The 19,789-nt window shown below is 64.1% G+C and carries 16 protein-coding genes and 1 pseudogene (1 of these 17 cut by a window edge); 4 read left to right on the forward strand and 13 right to left on the reverse strand.

Going from position 1 to position 19,789, the window contains the following annotated elements:
• On the forward strand, nt 1–775 hold the 3' end of the coding sequence (locus NKH05_RS26210) for a M23 family metallopeptidase (RefSeq protein WP_353026388.1). Its footprint begins 1,184 nt before the window's first position; the window shows 775 of its 1,959 coding nt (coding positions 1,185–1,959); its start codon lies off the left edge, out of view; it ends in the stop codon at nt 773–775.
• A 16-nt stretch (nt 776–791) separates the two neighbouring features.
• On the opposite strand, the gene NKH05_RS26215 is transcribed toward NKH05_RS26210, so the two are convergent.
• Nucleotides 792–2,351: an MFS transporter gene (locus NKH05_RS26215; protein ID WP_353026389.1), complete on the reverse strand. Its 1,560-nt coding sequence runs from the start codon at nt 2,349–2,351 to the stop codon at nt 792–794.
• 170 nt (nt 2,352–2,521) lie between these two features.
• Here NKH05_RS26215 and NKH05_RS26220 point away from each other — a divergent pair, with 170 nt between their 5' ends.
• Nucleotides 2,522–3,154, forward strand: coding sequence for a TMEM175 family protein (locus NKH05_RS26220; RefSeq protein WP_352857465.1), 633 nt, complete (start codon nt 2,522–2,524; stop codon nt 3,152–3,154).
• A gap of 20 nt (nt 3,155–3,174) precedes the next feature.
• On the opposite strand, the gene NKH05_RS26225 is transcribed toward NKH05_RS26220, so the two are convergent.
• The 9 genes from NKH05_RS26225 to NKH05_RS26265 form a co-directional block, all read right to left on the reverse strand.
• Nucleotides 3,175–4,659, reverse strand: a complete 1,485-nt coding sequence (locus NKH05_RS26225; protein WP_352857467.1) for a L,D-transpeptidase family protein — start codon at nt 4,657–4,659, stop codon at nt 3,175–3,177.
• Nucleotides 4,660–4,894: 235 nt separating this feature from the next.
• On the reverse strand, nt 4,895–5,260 hold the full coding sequence (locus NKH05_RS26230) for an MmcQ/YjbR family DNA-binding protein (RefSeq protein WP_352857469.1): 366 nt from the start codon (nt 5,258–5,260) through the stop codon (nt 4,895–4,897).
• A 100-nt stretch (nt 5,261–5,360) separates the two neighbouring features.
• Nucleotides 5,361–7,967 (reverse strand): ATP-dependent chaperone ClpB, encoded by a 2,607-nt coding sequence (gene clpB, locus NKH05_RS26235; RefSeq protein WP_352483554.1) that lies wholly within the window; start codon nt 7,965–7,967, stop codon nt 5,361–5,363.
• 238 nt (nt 7,968–8,205) lie between these two features.
• The gene (locus NKH05_RS26240; protein WP_353026391.1) at nt 8,206–9,120 is read right to left on the reverse strand and encodes a DUF4167 domain-containing protein; all 915 of its coding nucleotides are present in this window, start codon (nt 9,118–9,120) and stop codon (nt 8,206–8,208) included.
• A gap of 331 nt (nt 9,121–9,451) precedes the next feature.
• Entirely contained in the window at nt 9,452–10,330 is an 879-nt protein-coding gene (gene prmC, locus NKH05_RS26245; RefSeq protein ID WP_352857471.1) for a peptide chain release factor N(5)-glutamine methyltransferase, read from the reverse strand.
• Entirely contained in the window at nt 10,323–11,402 is a 1,080-nt protein-coding gene (gene prfA, locus NKH05_RS26250) for a peptide chain release factor 1 (RefSeq protein WP_352857473.1), read from the reverse strand. The genes prmC and prfA overlap by 8 nt, the downstream gene beginning before the upstream one ends.
• Nucleotides 11,403–11,410: 8 nt before the next feature.
• Nucleotides 11,411–13,681, reverse strand: coding sequence for a phosphoenolpyruvate--protein phosphotransferase (ptsP, locus tag NKH05_RS26255; protein WP_353026392.1), 2,271 nt, complete (start codon nt 13,679–13,681; stop codon nt 11,411–11,413).
• Nucleotides 13,682–13,811: 130 nt separating this feature from the next.
• The gene (locus NKH05_RS26260) at nt 13,812–15,065 is read right to left on the reverse strand and encodes an aspartate kinase (protein ID WP_352496390.1); all 1,254 of its coding nucleotides are present in this window, start codon (nt 15,063–15,065) and stop codon (nt 13,812–13,814) included.
• 195 nt (nt 15,066–15,260) lie between these two features.
• Nucleotides 15,261–15,827, reverse strand: a complete 567-nt coding sequence (locus NKH05_RS26265; protein ID WP_023722293.1) for a putative glycolipid-binding domain-containing protein — start codon at nt 15,825–15,827, stop codon at nt 15,261–15,263.
• A 217-nt stretch (nt 15,828–16,044) separates the two neighbouring features.
• On the opposite strand from NKH05_RS26265, the gene ubiG reads away from it, so the two are divergent.
• On the forward strand, nt 16,045–16,794 hold the full coding sequence (ubiG, locus tag NKH05_RS26270; RefSeq protein ID WP_023722292.1) for a bifunctional 2-polyprenyl-6-hydroxyphenol methylase/3-demethylubiquinol 3-O-methyltransferase UbiG: 750 nt from the start codon (nt 16,045–16,047) through the stop codon (nt 16,792–16,794).
• Between the two features lie 3 nt (nt 16,795–16,797).
• Here the strand turns inward: ubiG and NKH05_RS26275 are convergent, their stop codons facing one another.
• Nucleotides 16,798–17,703, reverse strand: a complete 906-nt coding sequence (locus tag NKH05_RS26275; RefSeq protein ID WP_352549711.1) for a DMT family transporter — start codon at nt 17,701–17,703, stop codon at nt 16,798–16,800.
• 96 nt (nt 17,704–17,799) lie between these two features.
• On the opposite strand from NKH05_RS26275, the gene NKH05_RS26280 reads away from it, so the two are divergent.
• Nucleotides 17,800–18,285, forward strand: coding sequence for a MarR family winged helix-turn-helix transcriptional regulator (locus NKH05_RS26280; RefSeq protein ID WP_023722290.1), 486 nt, complete (start codon nt 17,800–17,802; stop codon nt 18,283–18,285).
• 39 nt (nt 18,286–18,324) lie between these two features.
• Here NKH05_RS26280 and NKH05_RS26285 read toward each other — a convergent pair whose 3' ends face one another.
• Together NKH05_RS26285 and NKH05_RS26290 are read right to left on the reverse strand one after the other, a co-directional pair.
• Nucleotides 18,325–18,978: a Vgb family protein gene (locus tag NKH05_RS26285; RefSeq protein WP_023722289.1), complete on the reverse strand. Its 654-nt coding sequence runs from the start codon at nt 18,976–18,978 to the stop codon at nt 18,325–18,327.
• Nucleotides 18,979–18,987: 9 nt separating this feature from the next.
• A pseudogene (locus tag NKH05_RS26290) lies at nt 18,988–19,677 on the reverse strand (winged helix-turn-helix domain-containing protein); the annotation flags it as partial.
• Between the last annotated feature and the right edge of the window lie 112 nt (nt 19,678–19,789).

Raw genomic sequence — 19,789 nt, forward strand, 5'->3', positions numbered from 1 at the left:
CGGCATGTCCAAGGCGATGACGCAGCGGCTGATCAAGTTGCTGGCATCCGGTGTCGATTTCCAGTCGCGCCTCAGTCCCACGGATCGCATCGAGGTGCTGTTCTCGCAGCCCGATGGCGACGACCAGGCGTCCGACGAATCCGAGCTGCTTTACGTCTCCGCGACTTTCGGCGGCACGACGCGAAATTTCTACCGTTTCCAGATGCAGGACGGCAGCACCGACTATTTCGACGAAAACGGCAGCAGCGCCCAGCAGTTTCTGCTTCGCAATCCCTTGCCCAATGGCAGGTTTACGTCGGGGTTCGGTGCCAGGCGCCACCCCATTTTGGGGTATGTGAAAATGCATACCGGCACCGACTGGGCAGCTCCGGTGGGCTCGCCGATAATTGCCGCGGGCAACGGCGTCGTCGAAAAGGCCGGCTGGGCTGGCGGCTATGGCAAGCAGATCATCCTGCGGCACGCCAATGGTTACGAGACGTCCTACAATCACCAGAGCGCCTTTGCCAAGGGCATTGAGCCGGGTGTTCGCGTTCGCCAAGGTCAGGTTATCGGCTATCTCGGCTCAACCGGCCTCTCCACCGGTCCGCATCTTCATTACGAACTGATCGTCAACGGCACCAAGGTCGATTCGATGCGCGTCCGCCTGCCGGTCGGCAAAACGCTGAAAGGCGACGACCTCGTCGCCTTCAAGCGCGAGCGCGAACGCATCGACGACCTGCTCAAGCAGGAAGACAGCAATCAGCTGAAGGTAGCGAGCGCCAAGATCGAAGGCTGAGCCGACGTTTTCGTCGTCAGCCCTGCTGATTCGCCGTGTCGCGCGCCCATGGCAGCCGCTCGCCGGAAACCGTCATCCAGGCGGTGATTGCCGAAAGCAGGCAAAGCAGCGCGGTCACTGCGGCAACGGCCGCGAATGCCGCGTCGCTGGCGGCAAGCCGTGCCGCATCGAGACCGGGCGCCAGGCCGGCGGGCGCCGGTTCGCCGAAACCCGGAATGCCGGCACCGGTGCCGAGCACGGCAGCGTAGACCCAGGCCGCCAGCGATCCCATCGCCGCCACGGCAATCAGGCCGCCGATGCGCGAGACGGCGTTGTTGATGCCCGAGGCCGCACCCGTATCCTTGTCCTCGACCGCCGTCATGATGGCGGTCGAGAGCGGCGACACCACCAGCGCCATGCCGAACCCCATCAGCGCCATCAGCGGGAACACCCCCAACCAGAAATTGTGGATGCCCCAATAGGCCAGCAAGGCAAGCCCGGCAAAGGCAACAGCCACCACCAGACTGCCGCTGGCGATCGGAAAGCGAGGCCCGATGCGGTCGGACCACTGGCCGACCGGCCCGGACAGCAGCGCGATCAATGCCGACAGCGGCAGGAAGATGAAGCCGACCTCGGCCGTGCTCAGCCCCCATCCGGCGATCATGAGCATCGGCAGATAGAACAGATTGGCCGACAGCGCGAAATAAAGGAAGAAGGTCGCCACATTGGCGCCCGCAAACGCCCCAATCCGAAACAGCGATAGGTCGATCATCGGCTCGCGCCGCTGGCGTTCGAAGACTATGAACACGACGAGCAAAACTGCGCCGGCGGCAATACTCGGGCCGGACATCAGCCCCTCCCCGTCACCGCTCATCGAGGTCAGGCCGTAAGCGAGCGCTCCGAACGCCGATATGGCGAGTGCTGCGCCGCCGAGATCGAGGCTGCGCTTTTCCGCCGGCGCGTCGGCGGGAACCTTGGCCAGCAGAAGATAGATCGAGATAAGACCGAGCGGCAGGTTGATGGCGAAGATCGCCCGCCAGATGCCGTCGCCGAAGGCCGACAGCACGAAGCCGCCCAGCACCGGACCGAGCGCCATCGTCAGCGCTGATGCCGCCGCCCAGATGCCGATCGCCCGGCCGCGTTCCTTTTTCGGATAGGCTTTGGCGATAATGGCCAGGCTGCCCGGCACCATGACGGCCGCTCCAACACCCTGGATAGCCCGAAACGCAATAAGCACCGCCGGGTTAGGCGCCAACGCGCAGGCAAGCGAGGCGGCGATGAACAGGACGATGCCGGCGACGAAGGAGTGGCGCAGGCCGAAGCGATCGCCAGCGGCGCCGCCGACGAGAATGAGGGCTGAAAGCGTCAATGCATAGGCATTGGAAATCCATTGCGCCTCGGCGAGGCTGGCGCCGAGGTCGACGCGGATCGCCGGCGTCGCAATAGCCAGGACCGATCCGTCGATAAAGCCGAGTGCGGAAGCCAGGATCGCCGCGATCAGCACGAACCGCCGCTGCGCCTGCGGGCAAAACGTATCGGACGGAAGTGAGCCGGTCAGGGGAACGGCGCCGGTACCGACTTTGGTTGGCGTGTGCATGCTGCCTTACCTAGACCGCCGGGGGGCCAGCGACAACCGGCCAGCAGGCTGTTCTCGTTGAAACCAGCCCGAACCTGGCCATGCAGGCAGGACCACGCCAGTGCGGGTGCAAACGGCCGATGCCGTGCTAAGCTTCTTGCAGCGCGACTGGCAAGGGGGAAAATACCCGCATGAAACGACCGCTCGAACCCTCGGCGGAAGGACGTGGGCGCGTCGTCGGCATCACCGACGGCGTGTTCGCCATCGCGCTCACCCTGATCGTTCTCGAGATCAGGGTGCCAGCGCATGAAACGGTGCATTCCGAAAACGAGTTGATCGCCGCGGTCACAGCACTGGCGCCGCGTTTTCTGACCTATGCGCTCAGCTTCCTGACGCTGACCATCTTCTGGTTCGGCCAGCAGGCGCAGCACGGGCTGGTCGCGAAGTCCGACAGGCGGCTTGCCACGCTGAACCTTTGTTTCCTGGGGTTCGTCGCCTTGCTGCCATTCTCGACCGATCTTTTGGCCGACTTCCTCGAATTCAGAACCGCCGTGCTCGTTTACTGGCTCAATCTTTTGATGCTGGGCCTGACGCTACTCGCCAGTTGGCGCTATGCGGACAAAAACGGCTTCCTTGCCGAAGGCGTCGACGCGGAGACCACCCGAACGGTCTATCTGCGCATCGTCAAGGCGCAGATCCTGTGGGCGATCGGCGCTGCACTCTGCCTGGTCAGCCCGCTGCTCAGCGTCGGCTTCATCCTGGTGGTGCAGCTGACCTATGCGGCGGCGCTACGCGCGCCATTGCTGCGCAAGATCATCGGGTGAGTGGAGCAAAAACGCTCAACTCAGTCGACGAACTCCACCGTGACGCCGGGCGACACGATCTTGGCCAGCTCGCGCGCGTCCCAATTGGTCAGCCGCACGCAGCCATGGCTTTCGGTCTTGCCGATCTTGGACGGATCCGGGGTGCCGTGAATGCCGTAGGTCGGCTTGTCCAGCGCAATCCAGACCGAGCCGACCGGGCCGTTCGGCCCCGGCGGGATGGTCAGGATCCGGTCGTTTTCGCCCTGCTTGAAATTGATGTTCGGATTGTAGGTGTAATTCGGGTCCAATGCGACACGCGACACCGTATGCGTGCCGGACGGCGACGGCGTGTCCGACGAGCCGATGGTCGCCGGATAGGCCGCGACCAGCTTGCCCGCCGCATCATAAGCGCGGACCTGCTTGTTGGCCTTGTCGGCGATGATGCGCGCCACCGGCGTCGCCACCAGCCTGCCGAAATTGGCGACCTTGATGATGGTGCCGGGGCGGCTGAAATTGGCGTCCGGATTGAGCGACTTTAGATAGTTTTCATCCATATGGAAGCGCTCGGCCAGCGCCTCGGGCACCGACGTGTAGCCCATGCGGTCGAGCTGGGCCTTTTGGCTGTAGTCCTCCGGTATCGAGGCGACATAGGGGCCGGCCGCATCCTCGGGCGTGATCGTATAGGAGGCGAAGGCATCGCCACCGGATTGCGCCAGGGCGGCCTGGATGCCGATCGCGTCGGTCGATTTCAGATTGCTGCCGGTGATCTCGTTATAGGCGGCAAGCGCCTTGTCGACATTCGAGCCGAAGCGTCCGTCGATGACGCCTGGCGAAGAACCGGCACGGTCGAGCAGCACCTGCAGCGCCGCCACGTCCTGGCGGGCGCCAAGCGATAACGACGGGTCGACCGCGGTTTTGCCGCCAGTGCTTGGCGGCAAGGCGGTGTTTGGCGGCAAGGCCGCCTGCTCGCCCGGCACTGTCGGTTCGACCGGCTCGATCGAAGCCTCATTGAGCGGCTGGCGCTCAATGGTGCGCGGCTTCACCGGCTGCGCTGCCTCCGGAAAATTGTTGTTATAGCCGCCGTCATCCCGCGGCGCTTCGGGGAAGACTTCTGCCGAATTGTCGCCATAGGGGTCGTACTCGTCAGCCGGCGGCACGATGACCCTGCCTTCGTCTTCCAATTGCCTGCGGCGGAACCGCGCCGTGTCCTCCGTGTCGTCAAGATAATAGCGGTCGTCTTCGACCGGTCCGAGATTGCGCAGGCGCTCGCGGCGCAAGGCACGGCGATCGAGCCTGGTCTGCGGCGGCTGGATGGCGATAACCTTGCCGGTCTCCGCATCGACGATGACGCGGTTTCCCCTGGCGTCGTAATAGATGTCGAGATTGCCGTTCTGGGCGACAAGAATGCCGCCGTCATCGGCAGCACGACCCACCCGTGGCGCAGTATCCACTATCGGCGATGCCATCGTATTCGAAGCCAGCAGCCCGGCAGCAAGCGCTGAAAGGGTGAAGATGGTGCGCAACATGGTGGCCAAAATTCTCCGGTCCGTAACTGCCGCCGCCGGCATTGTCTCTCAAGAGCGCCGCGCGTCCTTTTGGGGCTTAAGGACACTCTAACGCTTTAAATCTCCGCATCGTGCTTTGCGAAAATCAAACTCGATTTCGGGCCGATGTGGTCGCGAACCCCTTCGCCAGCAAATCACTTGCGTACGATAAGGTTCCAATATGAACCGGGCATGAAGATGGCGGATTTCTGACCGATTAACCGGCAGCAAGTCCCAATTCCTTGCGCGCCTGCTTCGTCAGCTTCAGCGCGACGAGACGGTGGCTTTCGCGTAGATTATCCTTCAACGCCTCATCATCCATGCTTTCGCCTGTCTGGCGCTGGATCCATTTCATGCCGCGCGAGGCGAGATAGGGTGCCGGCCGAAGGCCCGGCTGTTCCCTCAGCACGTCATAGGCGATATCGGAGCATTTGAAGGTGACGAACGGCTCTTTGCCTTCACTCCAGCCGCCGATTGCAAACACCTTGCCGCCGACTTTCCAGACATGGGCGCCGCCCCACTGCACGACATGGGTCGTCGAAGGCAGCGAGGCGCAGAAGCTGTTATAATCGTCCAGCGTCATCTGCGCCCCGCCAATGATGGTAGACCATGAGATCATGGTCAAAAAAGAAGAGAGGAGCCCATCCCGATTCCATCGGGATGGAACAGGCTTTGGCTTGAAGTCAGGCGGCCGCCTCGGTTGCCACGACCGCCGGCTTCGAGCGGAAGTTCAGCCGGTCGGACCCGGCGGTGACCTTGACGGTCGAGCCGTCGAGGATCTCGCCGAGCAGGATCTTTTCCGCCAGCGGATCCTGCAATTCCTTCTGCATTACCCGCTTCAGCGGCCGCGCGCCATAGGCCGGGTCGTAACCCTTGGCCGCCAGCCAGTCGATCGCCTCCTGATCGAGCGAAAGCGCGATCTTGCGGTCGACAAGCAGGTTTTCCAGCCGCTTGAGCTGGATTTCGACGATGCGGCCCATATCCTGCCGGCGCAGCCGGTGGAACAGGATCACCTCGTCGATGCGGTTGAGGAATTCCGGCCGGAACGAAGCCCTGACCACATTCATCACCTCGTCGCGCACCACGTCGACATCCTGGTCCTCGCCGAGATTGACCAGATATTCGGCGCCGAGGTTGGACGTCATGATGATCAGCGTGTTGCGGAAGTCGACCGTACGGCCCTGCCCGTCGGTCAGCCGGCCGTCGTCGAGCACCTGCAGCAGCACGTTGAACACGTCCGGATGCGCCTTCTCGATCTCGTCGAACAGCACGACCTGATAGGGCCGCCGCCGGATCGCTTCGGTCAGCGCGCCGCCTTCCTCATACCCGACATAGCCGGGGGGCGCGCCGATCAGCCGGGCGACCGAGTGCTTCTCCATGAACTCCGACATGTCGATGCGCACCATGGCGCTCTCGTCGTCGAACAGGAAGCTGGCCAGTGCCTTGGTCAATTCGGTCTTGCCGACGCCCGTCGGTCCGAGGAACATGAACGAGCCGAGCGGCCGGTTCGGGTCCTGCAGGCCGGCGCGCGCACGGCGCACCGCTTTCGACACCGCCTGCACCGCCTCACCCTGGCCGACGACGCGCTTGCCGACCTCGTCTTCCATGCGCAACAGCTTGTCGCGTTCGCCTTCCAGCATCTTGTCGACCGGGATCCCCGTCCAGCGCGACACGATATGAGCGACGTGATCGGGGCCGACCACTTCCTCGACCATGCCGGCCTTGCCATCCCTGGCTTCAGCCTGCTTCAGCTGCTTTTCGAGTTCCGGGATCTTGCCATAGGCAAGTTCGCCGGCGCGCTGGAATTCGCCCTTGCGCTGCGCAATGGCAAGTTCGTTGCGCGCCTCGTCGAGCTGCTTCTTGAGGTCGGCGGCAAGCCCGAGCTTCTGCTTCTCGGCCTGCCACTTCGAGGTCAGCTCGGTCGATTCCTCCTCGAGGTTCGAGAGTTCCTTCTCAAGCCGGGCGAGCCGGTCCTTCGAGGCATCGTCCTTCTCGACCTTGAGCGCCTCGCGCTCGATCTTGAGCTGCATGATGCGGCGATCGATCTCGTCCAGCGCCTCGGGCTTCGAATCGACCTGCATCCTGAGCCGCGAGGCGGCCTCGTCGACGAGATCGATCGCCTTGTCCGGCAAGAAGCGGTCGGCGATGTAGCGGTTTGACAGCGTAGCGGCCGCGACCAGCGCCGAATCCGAGATGCGCACTTTGTGGTGCTGCTCGTATTTCTCTTTCAGGCCGCGCAGGATCGAGACGGTGTCTTCGACCGTCGGCTCATTGACGAAGACCGGCTGGAAGCGGCGGGCAAGGGCCGCATCCTTCTCGACATGCTTGCGGTATTCGTCGAGCGTGGTGGCGCCGACGCAGTGCAGCTCGCCGCGGGCCAGCGCCGGCTTCAGCAGGTTCGACGCATCCATGGCGCCATCCGCCTTGCCGGCGCCGACCAGGGTGTGCATCTCGTCGATGAACAGGATGATGCCGCCGGCCGCAGACGTGACTTCGGAAAGCACCGCCTTCAGCCGCTCCTCGAACTCGCCGCGGTATTTGGCGCCGGCGATCAGCGACCCCATGTCGAGCGCCATCAGCTGCTTGTCCTTGAGCGATTCCGGCACATCGCCATTGACGATGCGCAGCGCCAGCCCTTCGGCGATCGCCGTCTTGCCGACGCCGGGTTCGCCGATCAGCACCGGGTTGTTCTTGGTGCGGCGCGACAGCACCTGGATGGTGCGGCGAATTTCGTCATCACGGCCGATGACCGGATCGAGCTTGCCCGCGCGGGCGTCCGCCGTCAGGTCGCGCGCGTATTTCTTCAGCGCGTCGTAGCCCTGCTCGGCGCTCGCCGAATCGGCGGTGCGACCTTTGCGTACGTCGTTGATGACCTGGTTCAGCGCCTGCGGCGTGACACCCGCCTTGGACAGGATGTCGGCGGTCTTGGCCGACTTTTCCATGGCAAGCGCCTGCAAAAGCCGTTCGACGGTAACGAAGCTGTCACCGGCCTTCTTGGCCAGTTCCTCGGCGGTCGAGAACACCTTTGCCAGCGGCTGCGCCAAATAGAGCTGGCCATTGCCGCCCTCGACCTTGGGCATTGCCTCCAGTGCCGTTTCGACGCCGAGCTTGACGTCACGGACATTGCCGCCGGCGCGCTCGATCAGCGACGCAGCCAGGCCCTCGTCGTCGTCGACAAGGACCTTAAGAATATGCTCGGGGGTGAATTGCTGGTGGCTGCGGGAAAGCGCCATGGTTTGCGCGGACTGGATAAAGCCACGCACGCGCTCGGAATATTTTTCAAGATTCATGCCTGTCTCCTTCCGTCACCGGCCCGCTTCGCGGCACCGGATCAGATTGCGGTGACGGACCCGCCCGTTCGAGCCGGATCCTGTTCACGCAAGATATGGGACGCAAACCACGGACCCTCAAGACGCCTCGACACTGGCGAACGCATAATATTCCGAGCGCGCAAAACAAAAACGGCGGAGATTTCTCTCCGCCGTCCAGGGTAAAGGATGCGCTAAGATCGCCTGAACGTTTCTTCGATCAATTCTCGACGTCGGCAATAGTAGGTTGACCGCCGGCGTCTTCAGCCGGCGCCGCATCGACATTGCCAGTTTCGGCACTGTCAGGGCCGGAACTGTCAGGGCCGGCATTGTCGTTGCCGCCATTTGCCTGTTCGACATCGAGGCGCGGACGACGCGGACGCCTGGGGCGGCGGGCCGGGCTGTTTTCGGCCGCGGCTTCGTTGAGCTCGGCCTGGGCGGCGAGACCCGCCGGCGAAAGGTTTTCGAATTGCGGTGCGGGCTCGCTCACAAAGACCGGCTCAGCGGCCGGCACGGGCTCTGCCTGCGCCGGCGTCTCGTCGCGCCGTGGCTGTTCGACGCGCTGACCACCCTGCTGCTCGCCGCGCGCGCCATATTCGCCGCGCTGGCCGTTCTGGCCGTAACCGCCATTGGGGCGACGGTCGCGGTGGCGTCCGCCATTGTTGTCGCGGCCGCCCCGATTGTCGCGGCTGTTTTCCTGGTTCAGAGCCAGCTCGGCCGGCGTGCCATCGATGACCGGCTGCGGGCCGGCACCGTGATTGGCCGAAGCCGAGGCCTCGTTGGCATTGTTGTTGCCGGCATTGTCGAACTCATCGCGATCCTCGTCGCCGTCATCGTCGAAATCATCTCGATTCTGCTGCGCGTTCTGGATCGGCATCTGTGCCTGAGCGGCTGCGATGATGCGGTTATAGTGCTCTGCATGCTGGAGATAGTTTTCCGCCATCACCCGGTCGCCGGAGCTTTGCGCGTCACGGGCAAGGGTTGCGTACTTCTCGGCAATCTGCTGAGCCGATCCGCGGATCTTCACGTCCGGACCGTTGCTCTCATAGTTGCGCGTCAGGGGATTCGGCCCCTTACGGTTGTTGTTGTTGTTATTGTTGTTGCCGCCGCCGCCATTGTTGTTGCGACCGCGCATGCGCCTGTTTTGCTGTTGTGGCCTCATTAGACTCTCTTCACTTTGAAATTTTCGAAAAACTCTTCACGAACGGAGGCGCTCATGCGGCCAGCCGTTTCGTTCCTTCACCGGCGTTCGCCCGCATCAATTGCGTTGGCGCCACGTGCCATCCTGTTCCGGTTACTTCACTTGCCGGACGATTCCCGCACGAAGCTTGGGCGTCGTTTGCGCAAGAAGGCAGCTATTTCCAAGGAAAACCGAATCGCTAAGAGCACTGCCTGCTTCGTCTCATCCGGTTAAGGCGACCCTAGCCGCATTCCCCGGTATTGCCAAGCGCTTTTTTCGCACTGCATCACGGCTTCCACCGTTCGAACACAAGAACTCTGTCGTTTCCGCCGAGATCACGAAACACCCCGACCGGACAGTACCCGGCCGCGGAGAATATCCCCGTAACCTGTTGGTGCTGCGTATGGCCGATCTCGACCGCAATCCTGCCTTGGAGTTCCAAATAGGCTGCCGCTCCTGCGGCGATCTTCCTGTAGGGGCTCAGACCGTCCACGCCGCCATCCAAGGCCTGGCGTGGATCGAAACCGCGGACCTCGTCCTGCAGATTTCCAATGTCGTCTGAGGGTATATAGGGAGGGTTTGCGACAATTACATGGTACCGGCCAGAAACTTTTTCAAACCAGTCGGATTTGAGCGCCGTGAACCGGTCGGCGAGCCCCAATTCCCCGGCATTACGCATGGCCGTGACCAGCGCCTCTCGCGAAATGTCGACGCCGGTGGCGGTCGCGGCGGGAACGGCGCTGAGCAGCGCCAGCGCGATGGCACCGGTGCCGGTGCCGAGATCGAGGATGCGGCAGCCGCCTTCACGTGCCGCCATTGTCTTGACGAAGGGCAGTATAGCCTCGACCAGCGTTTCGGTATCCGGCCGGGGTTCCAGCGTTTGCGGCGAAAGCGACAGGCGCAAGCCGTAGAATTCGCGATAGCCGAGGATGCGGTGCACCGGCTCGCCGGCGATACGCCGTCGCAAGGCGGCATCGATCGCTGTCCTCACGCCCGCATCGACGGTTTGCTCGGGATCGGCGATGGCCTGCGTGCGGGTCGTGCCGGAAAAATGCTCGACGATCAGCCTGGCATCGAGCGCCGGATCCGCGATCCCGGCCGCGGTAAGCCGGTTTCGCGCCTCCCGCAACAGTGAGGCGAGCGTGCCGGGCAGGCCGTCAGCCATCGAGGCCGATATCGGCGAGCAGCTTCGACTGGTGATCGGCGATCAGCGCGTCGATGATCTCGTCAAGCTCACCCATCATCACCCGGTCGAGCTTGTAGAGCGTCAGGTTGATGCGATGATCGGTGACGCGCCCTTGCGGAAAATTATAGGTGCGGATGCGTTCCGAGCGGTCGCCCGAGCCGACCTGCGACTTGCGCGATTCGGAGCGTTCCTCGTCCGCCTTGCTGCGCTCGAGGTCGTAGAGCCTGGCGCGCAGGATCTGCATGGCCTTCGCCCGGTTCTGGTGCTGCGACTTTTCCGCCTGCACCACCATGATGCCGGTCGGCAGATGGGTGATGCGCACGGCCGAATCGGTGGTGTTGACGTGCTGGCCGCCGGAACCCGAGGCGCGCATCGTGTCGATGCGGATGTCTTCGGCCCTGATGTCGATATCGACCTCTTCCGCTTCCGGCAACACCGCGACCGTCGCCGCCGAGGTATGGATGCGCCCGCCCGCCTCCGTCGTCGGCACGCGCTGCACGCGGTGCACGCCGGATTCGAATTTCAGATGCGCAAAGACGCCCTTGCCCGAAACGGTGGCTATGATTTCCTTGTAGCCGCCGACCTCGCCCTCGCTGGCCGACACCGTCTCGAAACGCCAGCCATGCGCCGCGGCATAGCGCTCGTACATGCGAAATAGGTCGCCGGCGAAAAGTGCCGCCTCGTCACCGCCGGTGCCGGCGCGGATTTCGAGAATGGCGTTCTTTTCGTCGGCGGCATCCCTTGGCAACAGCAGGATTTGGATGTCCTGCTGCAGCGCCTCGATGCGATGCTTGACCCCTGGCAGATCGGCCTCGGCCAAGGCCCGCATCTCGGCGTCGGTGCCCTTGTCGGCGAGCATCGCCTCCAGATCGGCCTGTTCGCGCTCGGCGGCGCGTAGCGCCCTGATCTTTGCCACCATCTCCTGGATGTCGGCATATTCGGAGGCCATCCTGACATAGGCGTCCGCCGCCGGCCCGGCCGACATCTGCGCTTCGAGCATGTCGAAACGCTTGACGACTTGGTCCATACGGTCGCGGGGCAGGTTGATCATGGCGAAGTCTACAACGGTATGGAGCGGTCGTCGGCAAAGGCTTGCAGCAGCGCCCGCATCGGCAGGCCTTGCGCCGGCGCCATCAGATTGTTGTCGAAGAACGCTTCCAGTTCGCTGAGCGGCAGTTCCGTCAGCATCGCCTTGACCGGGCCGATCGAAGCCGGCGACATCGAGATCGAGCGGTAGCCAAGGCCGATCAGCGCCATCGCCGAAATCGGCTTGCCGGCAAGTTCGCCGCACAGGGTCACCGGCGTATGGTTGCGCGCTCCGGCGTCGGCAATTTTCTTCAAAACACGCAGGAACGGCGTCGAGAGCGGGTCGAAGCGGTCGGACAATTGGGTGTTGCCGCGATCCACCGCCATGACGAACTGGAACAGATCGTTCGAGCCGACCGAGACGAAATCGACCGCCTTCATCAACTCGTCGAGCTGGAACAGCAGCGACGGCACCTCCAGCATCGCGCCCACCTTGAGGCTGGTCGGCAAATGATGGGCAAAGCGCGACAAATGCCGCACCTCGCGATCGATGATCTCGCGCGCCTGCACGATCTCGCCGAGTTCCGTCACCATTGGCAGCATCAGCTTCAGTTCGCGCCCGCCGCACGCCTTGAGCAGTGCGCGGATCTGGGTGCGCAGCAGGCCGGGCCGGTCGAGCGTCAGGCGGATGGCGCGCCAGCCGAGCGCCGGGTTCTCCTCCTGGATCGACCCCTTGAAATAGGGCAGCACCTTGTCGCCGCCGATATCGATGGTGCGGAACGTCACCGGCTTGCCGCGCGCCGCCTCGAGCACGTCGCGATAGAGCCGCTCCTGCGCTTCGGCGCGCGGAAAAGTCGCGGCGACCATGAATTGCAGCTCGGTGCGGAACAGGCCGATGCCGGCCGCGCCAGCTTCGGCCAGTTGCGGCAGGTCGACCGCCAGCCCGGCATTCATCAGAAGATCGACCTGGACACCGTCCTTGGTCACCGACGGCTTCTTGCGCAGCTCGCGGTAGACCTCCTGCCGCCGCGCCCTGAAGCGCACTTTCTCGGCATAGGCCGCCTCGAGGTCGGGCTGCGGGCGCAGATGGATCGCGCCTTCCTCGCCGTCGACGATGATGGCATCGCCGTTTTCCGCCATGGAAACGGCGCCCTTCATCTGGCCGGCGACCGGTATGCCCATCGCACGGGCCACGATGACGACATGGCTGGTCGCCGCGCCGTCCTCCAGCACCAGTCCGCGCAGCTTGTCTCTGGGATAGTCAAGCAGCTCGGCAGCACCCATCGAGCGGGCGACGATAATGGCGTCCTTGGGCAGCGAGGCCGCGACGTCCTCCGGTCCGCGCCCCATAAGCTGCCGCAGCAACCGGTTGGCGAGATCGTCGAAATCGCTCATCCGTTCGCGCAGATACGGATCGGTCATGTGCAGCATGCGGGCACGCATGTCGCTCTGCACCTTTTCGACCGCCGCTTCGGCCGTCAGGCCGTTGCGGATCGCCTCCTCCAGCCGGCGTACCCAGCCACGGTCGTTGGCGAACATGCGATAGGCTTCGAGCACCTGGCGATGCTCGCCCTCGAAGGCGACGTCGCGGCGCTCCAGCATGTCGTCGATGGAGAGCCTGAGCGAGCCGAGGGACGCGTCGAGCCGCCTGACCTCCTCCTCGCTGTCCTCGTTGAACAGGTTGGTGACGACAATGCGCGGCTCGTGCAGCACCACATGGCCGAGCCCGACGCCTTCATTGAAGGACAGGCCGGTAAAGCTTACCGGGCGACGCAGATCGAGCTCGAGGCCGGGGCGCGTCAGCCGCTCCAGATCGCCGGTGGCGATCATCTCGGCGATCACCATCGCCGTCGTTTCCAGCGCCTCGACCTCGTCGTCTCGATAATGGCGCATGGTCTTGTTCTGCACGACCAGGACGCCGAGCGTCCGCCCTGCCCTCAGCACCGGCACGCCGAGGAAGGAATTGTAGATTTCTTCCCCGGTCTCCGGCAGGTAGGCGAAGGCAGGATGCTCCTGTGCATTGGAAAGGTTGAGCGGCCGCGCCGAGGCCGCGATCGTGCCGACCAGGCCTTGACCCAGCCTGAGCTGCGCCAGGTGGACGGCGTTCGGGTTCAGGCCTTCGGTGGCGTAGAGCTCGAGCACCGAATCGGCGCGCAGCACATAGAGCGAGCAGACCTCGGCAACCATGTTGGAGGCGATGTCGCGCACGATCCGGTCAAGCCGCTCCTGCGGCTCCAGCGGCTCTTGCATGAGCTCGCGGAGCCGTTTCAGCAAAACGCGCGGGCCACTGGCCGAATCACGCATCGCGGCTTCTTCTCCAATAGCATTTCAGCCGGTGCAGGTTGCCCTGCACAGCGGCACAAACGCAACAACTCAATTAGAGCGCCGTGCGTCCAATTGAACGCATAAAGGCCGCTCCAAGACTTTCGATCTGCTACTGCTTATCCAGACCGTAGACGGAATGCAAAGTGCGAACTGCTAGTTCCGTATAGGGACCGTCGATCAGGATCGAAATCTTGATTTCGGACGTTGTAATGGCGCGGATGTTGATCGACCTGTCGGCCAGCGCCTTGAAGGCGGTGGCGGCGACGCCGGCATGGCTGCGCATGCCGATGCCGATGACCGAGACCTTTGACATGCCGGCTTCCGACTGCACCACATCGTAGCCGATCGTCGCCTTCAGCCGTTCGAGCACGGCAAGCGCCTTGTCGACGTCGCCGGATGGCACGGTGAAGGTCATATCGGTGAACTTGCCGTCCTCGGAAATGTTCTGGACGATCATGTCGACGTTGATGTTGGCCTCGGCGAGCGGCCCGAAAATGCCGGCGGCGACGCCCGGCCGGTCGCCGACGCGGCGCAGCGATATCTGCGCCTCGTCCTTGGCATAGGCAATTCCGGTGACGACCTGCTGTTCCACGATCTCTTCCTCGTCGCAAATAAGCGTTCCCGGCGGATTGAGCAAATCCCCCATTCCGGGTGCATCGGGATCGTCGAAGGACGACCGCACAAAGGTACGCACCCTGTGCACCATGGCAAGCTCGACCGAGCGCACCTGCAGGACCTTGGCGCCCAGCGAGGCCATTTCGAGCATTTCCTCGAAGGAAATCTTGGCCAGCCGCCGCGCCTTCGGCTCGATGCGCGGATCGGTCGTGTAGACCCCGTCGACATCGGTGTAGATGTCGCAGCGGTCGGCCTTGACCGCCGCCGCGATGGCGACAGCGCTGGTATCGGAACCGCCGCGGCCGAGCGTTGCGATCCGGTTGTCCGGCCCGATGCCCTGGAAACCGGCCACCACCGCCACCTGGCCTTCGCCGAAGCGCTTGATCAGGAACGCGCCGTCAATATCGAGAATGCGCGCCGCGCCATGCGCGTTGTCGGTCTTGATCGGGATCTGCCAGCCTTGCCAGGAGCGGGCATGCACGCCGATATTCTGCAGCGCGATCGCCAGCAAGCCGGCGGTGACCTGCTCGCCGGCCGCGACGACGGCGTCATATTCGCGCGCATCGTGCATCGGCGAGGCCTCGCGCGTCCAATGCACGAGCTCGTTGGTCTTGCCGGCCATCGCCGAGACCACGACGGCGACCTCATGGCCGGCATCGACCTCGCGTTTGACGTGACGCGCCACATTGCGGATGCGGGCGATGTCGGCGACGGACGTTCCGCCGAATTTCATCACGATGCGCGCCATGGAAGCGAAATGCCTTTGACTGAATGCCGGACCGAGGGCCGAAAAGCGGAAATGCGTCCGACCGGGCCGGACGCTCAATGCGCGGCCTCCTTAGCCAAATGATCGCGGTTTCGCAAGGCATGCCGCCGCTGCCGGCCAGGCGACACACGAGCGCAGTGTCACGCCTGCACTGCTTGTTGGCAAATGCCGCTCGCTTCAGCCCTGCAGTGCCGTGGCTCTCCACAGGCGCGGATAATCGAGGACGAAACCGAGCGGCGAGACCTCCAGCATCTCGTTGTAGCCGAACAGCGGCGCGGCATAGGCGTAGTGTGCTGCATCGACGCGCTGATAGGTCTGTTCCAGGTGCGTCAGCCTCAGGTCGGGAAATGTCAGATAGGCCGCCGGGGCGGGCGTCGCCGTGCCGACATCGAGGGCAAAACGGCGGAGCGCCAAAAGGTTTGTGGCAGGCGTGAAGCCGAGATCGACATCGATGAGACCGTCGGCTTCCGCTTGATGCTCGCCGTTCAGCGTCCATTGGCGCTCGGTAAGCCGGTCGATGCCATAATGCAGCTCTTGCGTGCCGAGGAAGCCGTCGGCACGCGCCGAGCGCGTATGCCAGCCGGTATCGCAGTCCACCTCGTAGGCGATGCTGCACGGCTTGCCGTCCTGGACGAAAAGCGCGTGTCCCCTGAGGTTCCACCCGGAACTCGCTTCCGACAGCAGGCAAGCGTCGTGGCCTTCCTGGTCAAGCCGGCGCCAAAGAATGGAAGCAACCGTTCGCATCGTTGTGCACTCCTTCGATCACCATGTCTCTGCTTCGTCCGCCAGGGCATTGGTGTTTCCTTCCGGGACACCATCAACTGACATGTGCTGACACAATTGCCTCCGGCAAAAGGCGGTGCTGTCAGGCATCACGCGCATCGCGCTGCCGGCGGTGAATTTCGCGCCTTGACATTCGCAGCCTTGCGCCCGACTTCCTAGCGTCCGAGGAGACCACGCCATGCCAGAGCCCCGACGATCGACGATCGATGCCGGAGAGGTGGAACGATTTTCCGCCCTTGCCGCCGAATGGTGGAACCCGAACGGCAAGTTCCGCCCGCTGCATAAGTTCAACCCGATCCGGCTTGCCTATATCCGTGACCAGGTGGCGGCCCGCTTCGGCCGTGATCCGCGTGCGGCACGGCCGTTCGAAGGCCTGCGCTTCCTCGACATAGGCTGCGGCGGCGGGCTTTTGTGCGAGCCGATGGCGCGGCTTGGCGCCGAAGTGGTCGGCGCCGATGCCTCCGCCACCAACATCGAAGTGGCCAAGCTGCATGCGGCGGAAGTCGGCGTGAGCGTTGACTACCGCGCCATGACCGCGGAAGACCTGGCCGATGCCGGCGAAAAATTCGACGTCATCCTCAACATGGAAGTGGTCGAGCATGTCGCCGATGTCGATCTGTTCCTGGCCAAATGCGGCGAGATGGTCAAGCCCGGCGGCATCATGTTCGTCGCCACCATCAACCGCACGCTGAAGGCCCTGGGCCTGGCCATCATCGGCGCCGAATATGTGCTGCGCTGGCTGCCCCGCGGCACCCACCAGTTCGGCAAGCTGGTGCGCCCCGAGGAACTCGAAAAGGCGCTTGCCGGCGCCGGCCTGACCGTCATCGACCGCACCGGGGTCACCTACAGCCCGCTCGCCGACCGCTGGCAGCGGTCGAAGGACATGGATGTCAACTACATGGTGCTGGCGGAGAAGGTATCCGTCTGAAGCTTACGCCTTCTGGCCATATGTCTTCTGGCTTTGCGCCTTGGTGGTGATGAACACGCCGGCGGTGATGATGACCGCACCGGCCCAGGTCAGCAACTGATAGCGCTCGCCGAGGAAGAGCGTCCCGGCAAACAGCCCGACCGCCGCCGCCACATAGCCGATCTGGCTGAGATAGACCGGGCCGCCGACCGCTTGCAGGCGGAAGAAGAAGGCGAACATCGCCGAGGCTGATGCCGCCTGTGCCGCAGCGACCAGCGGCACGCCGCCGAGCGACCCGAATGCATTGCCGCCCAGCAGGATCAGAATGCCGGCAAGCAGCATCAAGGCTGCTGCCAGATGGCTGCCGACGGCAAGCTCGATCGGGCCGGTGTCTTCAGGCCAGTCGACGGTGCGGTAGATGTTGCCGGCGGCGAGGCTGACCGGGATGAGCAGGCCCATCGCCACCCAGAAAAATTCGGCCGGATGGCCCGCTTCCCCGCGCGTCACGGCCACCATGACTGCGCCCACGAAACCGACGACTATGCCGACGATGCCCAGCATGGTCGGGCGCCTGACCCCGAGCAGCATCGAGAACACCAGCGTGACGACCGGCGACAGCGTGAACATGATGCCGCTGTAGCCGGCGCCCAGATGCGGAATGGCTGAAAACATCAGCAGATTGGGGATTGCGTAGGAGACGGCCGCGGTGACAAAGAAATAGCGCAGCCTGTGCGGCGAAAGCCGCATGCGCTGCCCGTTGAGCAGCAATGCGCACAAAAGCACGCCGCCGGCGCCAAGCGAGATGACGAAGGCCCAGACCATGGCGGGGACGCCGGCCGCCGTCGCGATCTTGCCGAACGGCAGCGTCAGGCCGAGCAGTCCACCGGTGACGACCAGAAGGCCAAGCGCCGAGTCCCAGAGAAATTTCATCGCCGTCCCATCGCCTGTTCGCACTTGGCCGATACCACAAGCTGAGGTACGATACGGTAAAGATTCTTCACGTCAAGATACATAACGGTGAGAGACATGGATCGCGCAGCAAAAGCGATCGAGCAGTGGAAAAAGGAACGGCCGGATCTCGATGTCTCGCCGATGGCCGTGCTCGGACGGTTGAACGAGGCTGCCTCGTTGATCGCGCGGGAGCGGCTGGCGCCGCTGTTTGCAAGTTACGGACTGCAATCCGGAGAATTCGATGTGCTGGCGACGCTGCGTCGTTCCGGGCCGCCATACGCGCTGACGCCGACCGCTCTGTACGAGGCGACGATGGTGACGTCGGGCGCGATGACCAACCGCCTCGATCGGCTTGAGAAATCCGGCCTGATCAAGCGCGGGCCGCATCCCGACGATCGCCGCGGCATCGTCGTACAACTGACCCGGAAGGGCCTCGCTTTGATCGACGAGGCGGTTGCCGCGCACGTTGCCAACGAGCACGAGATACTTTCCGGCCTGATACGCCCGGAGCAGGTCATGCTGGCACGCCTGCTCGAAAAATTGATCGCGAGCCTAGGCTAACCAAACCGGCCAAAAGGGCCGGCCGAGAAGGTGGAAAACTCAAATCCTGGCCGCGGAGCCTCGTTTGGGCCGGCGGACAGCTCTGATCTTGCCGCTGTTTCCGCCGCCACAGAAAAACTGGTCGCCGCCATCGGATTCGAGCCCCGACACGCCTGTTCCCGGCGGCATATCGAGCTTCTCCAGGACCTTTCCCGTTTCAGGATCGATCCGCCGGACATCGCTCTCCTCACCCTCCCAGGTGCCATGCCACAGCTCGCCATCGACCCAGCTGACCCCGGTGACGACGCGGTTGGAAACGATGGTGCGAAGGATTGCCCCTGTCTCGGGATCGACCTGATGGATCTTTCGGCCCCGGTGCTGCCCGACCCAGAGTGTTCCTTCGGCCCAGGCGAGCCCGGAATCACCGCCATTGCCGGGCGCCGGGATCGACGCCAGCACCTGGCCATTCTTCGGATCGATCTTGTGGATGCGATCCTCGGCGATCTGATAGAGGTGCTGGCCGTCGAAGGCCGTTCCGGCGTGTGCCGCGACATCGATCGAGCGCACTACTTTGCCGCTCGCCGGATCGAAGGCGTTCAATCTGTCGCCTGACGCAAACCAGACATGCTCACCGTCGAAGGTGACGCCGTCGACGTGGTCGACACCCGGAAAGGGTCCATATTCACGGAGGATTTCGGCTGAGGATCGTTTCATAATACCACCCTAGTAGCCCGGCAACGGGCCGGGGAGTAACAAGATTGTCGGGAAACCCGGTACCGGCGGGGTCATCCAGCGACGCGCCCGCCCGCGGCCGAACGACTGCACCTTGCCTGACTGGGCGAGCTGCTCGAGCGCCCGCTGCACGGTACGCGAACTGGCTCCAAGCGCAATCGCCAAGGCCGAGCTCGACCACGACTCGCCGTCGGCGAGGAAGGCGAGCACCGCGGCATGATCGTCCTCGACGGGCGGCGCCAGCACGACGACCTCGCCGGCGCGGCGTGGCGCCAGGGCAAAGCCCCGCTTCGTCGCGCTCACATCGGCCAAGCTCCGAAGCTCCGCGCGAAGTCGCCCGATTTCGACCCGTAACCGCGCGCGATGTGATTCGTCCGCGTCCTTTCCGCGGAAAGCGCGCGCAATAAGCGTCGATCTTGCCACGTCCCTCGGCCAGGCTTCGGCCAGCGCGCGGGCAACAGCGAACAGCACCGGGCGGGTCGCCAGCGAGATGACGGTGTCTGCGACCCGCACGACATTGCGGCATGCATCCACCACCAGCGCCCCCGACGCCAGGAGCGCTTCGACTTCGTCGAGCAGAAGGGGCCGTTCCTCGCCACGGGCGACAAGGCGTGCCGCCGGCGTCTCCAGCACCAGCGATGCGCTCTCCACCTCTGCGGTCAGCGCGGGGATGCCGGCCGCGGGGGGCCCCCCCCCCCCCCCGGGGGGGGGGGGGGGGGGCCGCGCCCGGGCCCCCCCGGCGGGGGGGGGGGGGCGCGGCCCCCCCCCCAGGGGGGGGCCCCGCGCCCGGGCG

Origin of the sequence: Mesorhizobium sp. M1399 (genome assembly GCF_040317735.1) — a bacterium.
In the GTDB taxonomy this organism is placed as follows: Bacteria; Pseudomonadota; Alphaproteobacteria; order Rhizobiales; family Rhizobiaceae; genus Mesorhizobium.

Coding starts and splice junctions, on each gene's coding strand:
- NKH05_RS26280 (WP_023722290.1), top strand. CDS start 17,800: ATGGATCGCGCAGCAAAAGCGATCGAGCAGTGGAAAAAGGAACGGCCG.
- NKH05_RS26215 (WP_353026389.1), bottom strand. CDS start 2,351: ATGCACACGCCAACCAAAGTCGGTACCGGCGCCGTTCCCCTGACCGGC.
- ubiG (WP_023722292.1), top strand. CDS start 16,045: ATGCCAGAGCCCCGACGATCGACGATCGATGCCGGAGAGGTGGAACGA.
- NKH05_RS26285 (WP_023722289.1), bottom strand. CDS start 18,978: ATGAAACGATCCTCAGCCGAAATCCTCCGTGAATATGGACCCTTTCCG.
- prmC (WP_352857471.1), bottom strand. CDS start 10,330: ATGGCTGACGGCCTGCCCGGCACGCTCGCCTCACTGTTGCGGGAGGCG.
- NKH05_RS26240 (WP_353026391.1), bottom strand. CDS start 9,120: ATGCGCGGTCGCAACAACAATGGCGGCGGCGGCAACAACAATAACAAC.
- NKH05_RS26220 (WP_352857465.1), top strand. CDS start 2,522: ATGAAACGACCGCTCGAACCCTCGGCGGAAGGACGTGGGCGCGTCGTC.
- prfA (WP_352857473.1), bottom strand. CDS start 11,402: ATGATCAACCTGCCCCGCGACCGTATGGACCAAGTCGTCAAGCGTTTC.
- NKH05_RS26260 (WP_352496390.1), bottom strand. CDS start 15,065: ATGGCGCGCATCGTGATGAAATTCGGCGGAACGTCCGTCGCCGACATC.
- NKH05_RS26265 (WP_023722293.1), bottom strand. CDS start 15,827: ATGCGAACGGTTGCTTCCATTCTTTGGCGCCGGCTTGACCAGGAAGGC.
- clpB (WP_352483554.1), bottom strand. CDS start 7,967: ATGAATCTTGAAAAATATTCCGAGCGCGTGCGTGGCTTTATCCAGTCC.
- NKH05_RS26230 (WP_352857469.1), bottom strand. CDS start 5,260: ATGACGCTGGACGATTATAACAGCTTCTGCGCCTCGCTGCCTTCGACG.
- NKH05_RS26275 (WP_352549711.1), bottom strand. CDS start 17,703: ATGAAATTTCTCTGGGACTCGGCGCTTGGCCTTCTGGTCGTCACCGGT.
- ptsP (WP_353026392.1), bottom strand. CDS start 13,681: ATGCGTGATTCGGCCAGTGGCCCGCGCGTTTTGCTGAAACGGCTCCGC.
- NKH05_RS26225 (WP_352857467.1), bottom strand. CDS start 4,659: ATGTTGCGCACCATCTTCACCCTTTCAGCGCTTGCTGCCGGGCTGCTG.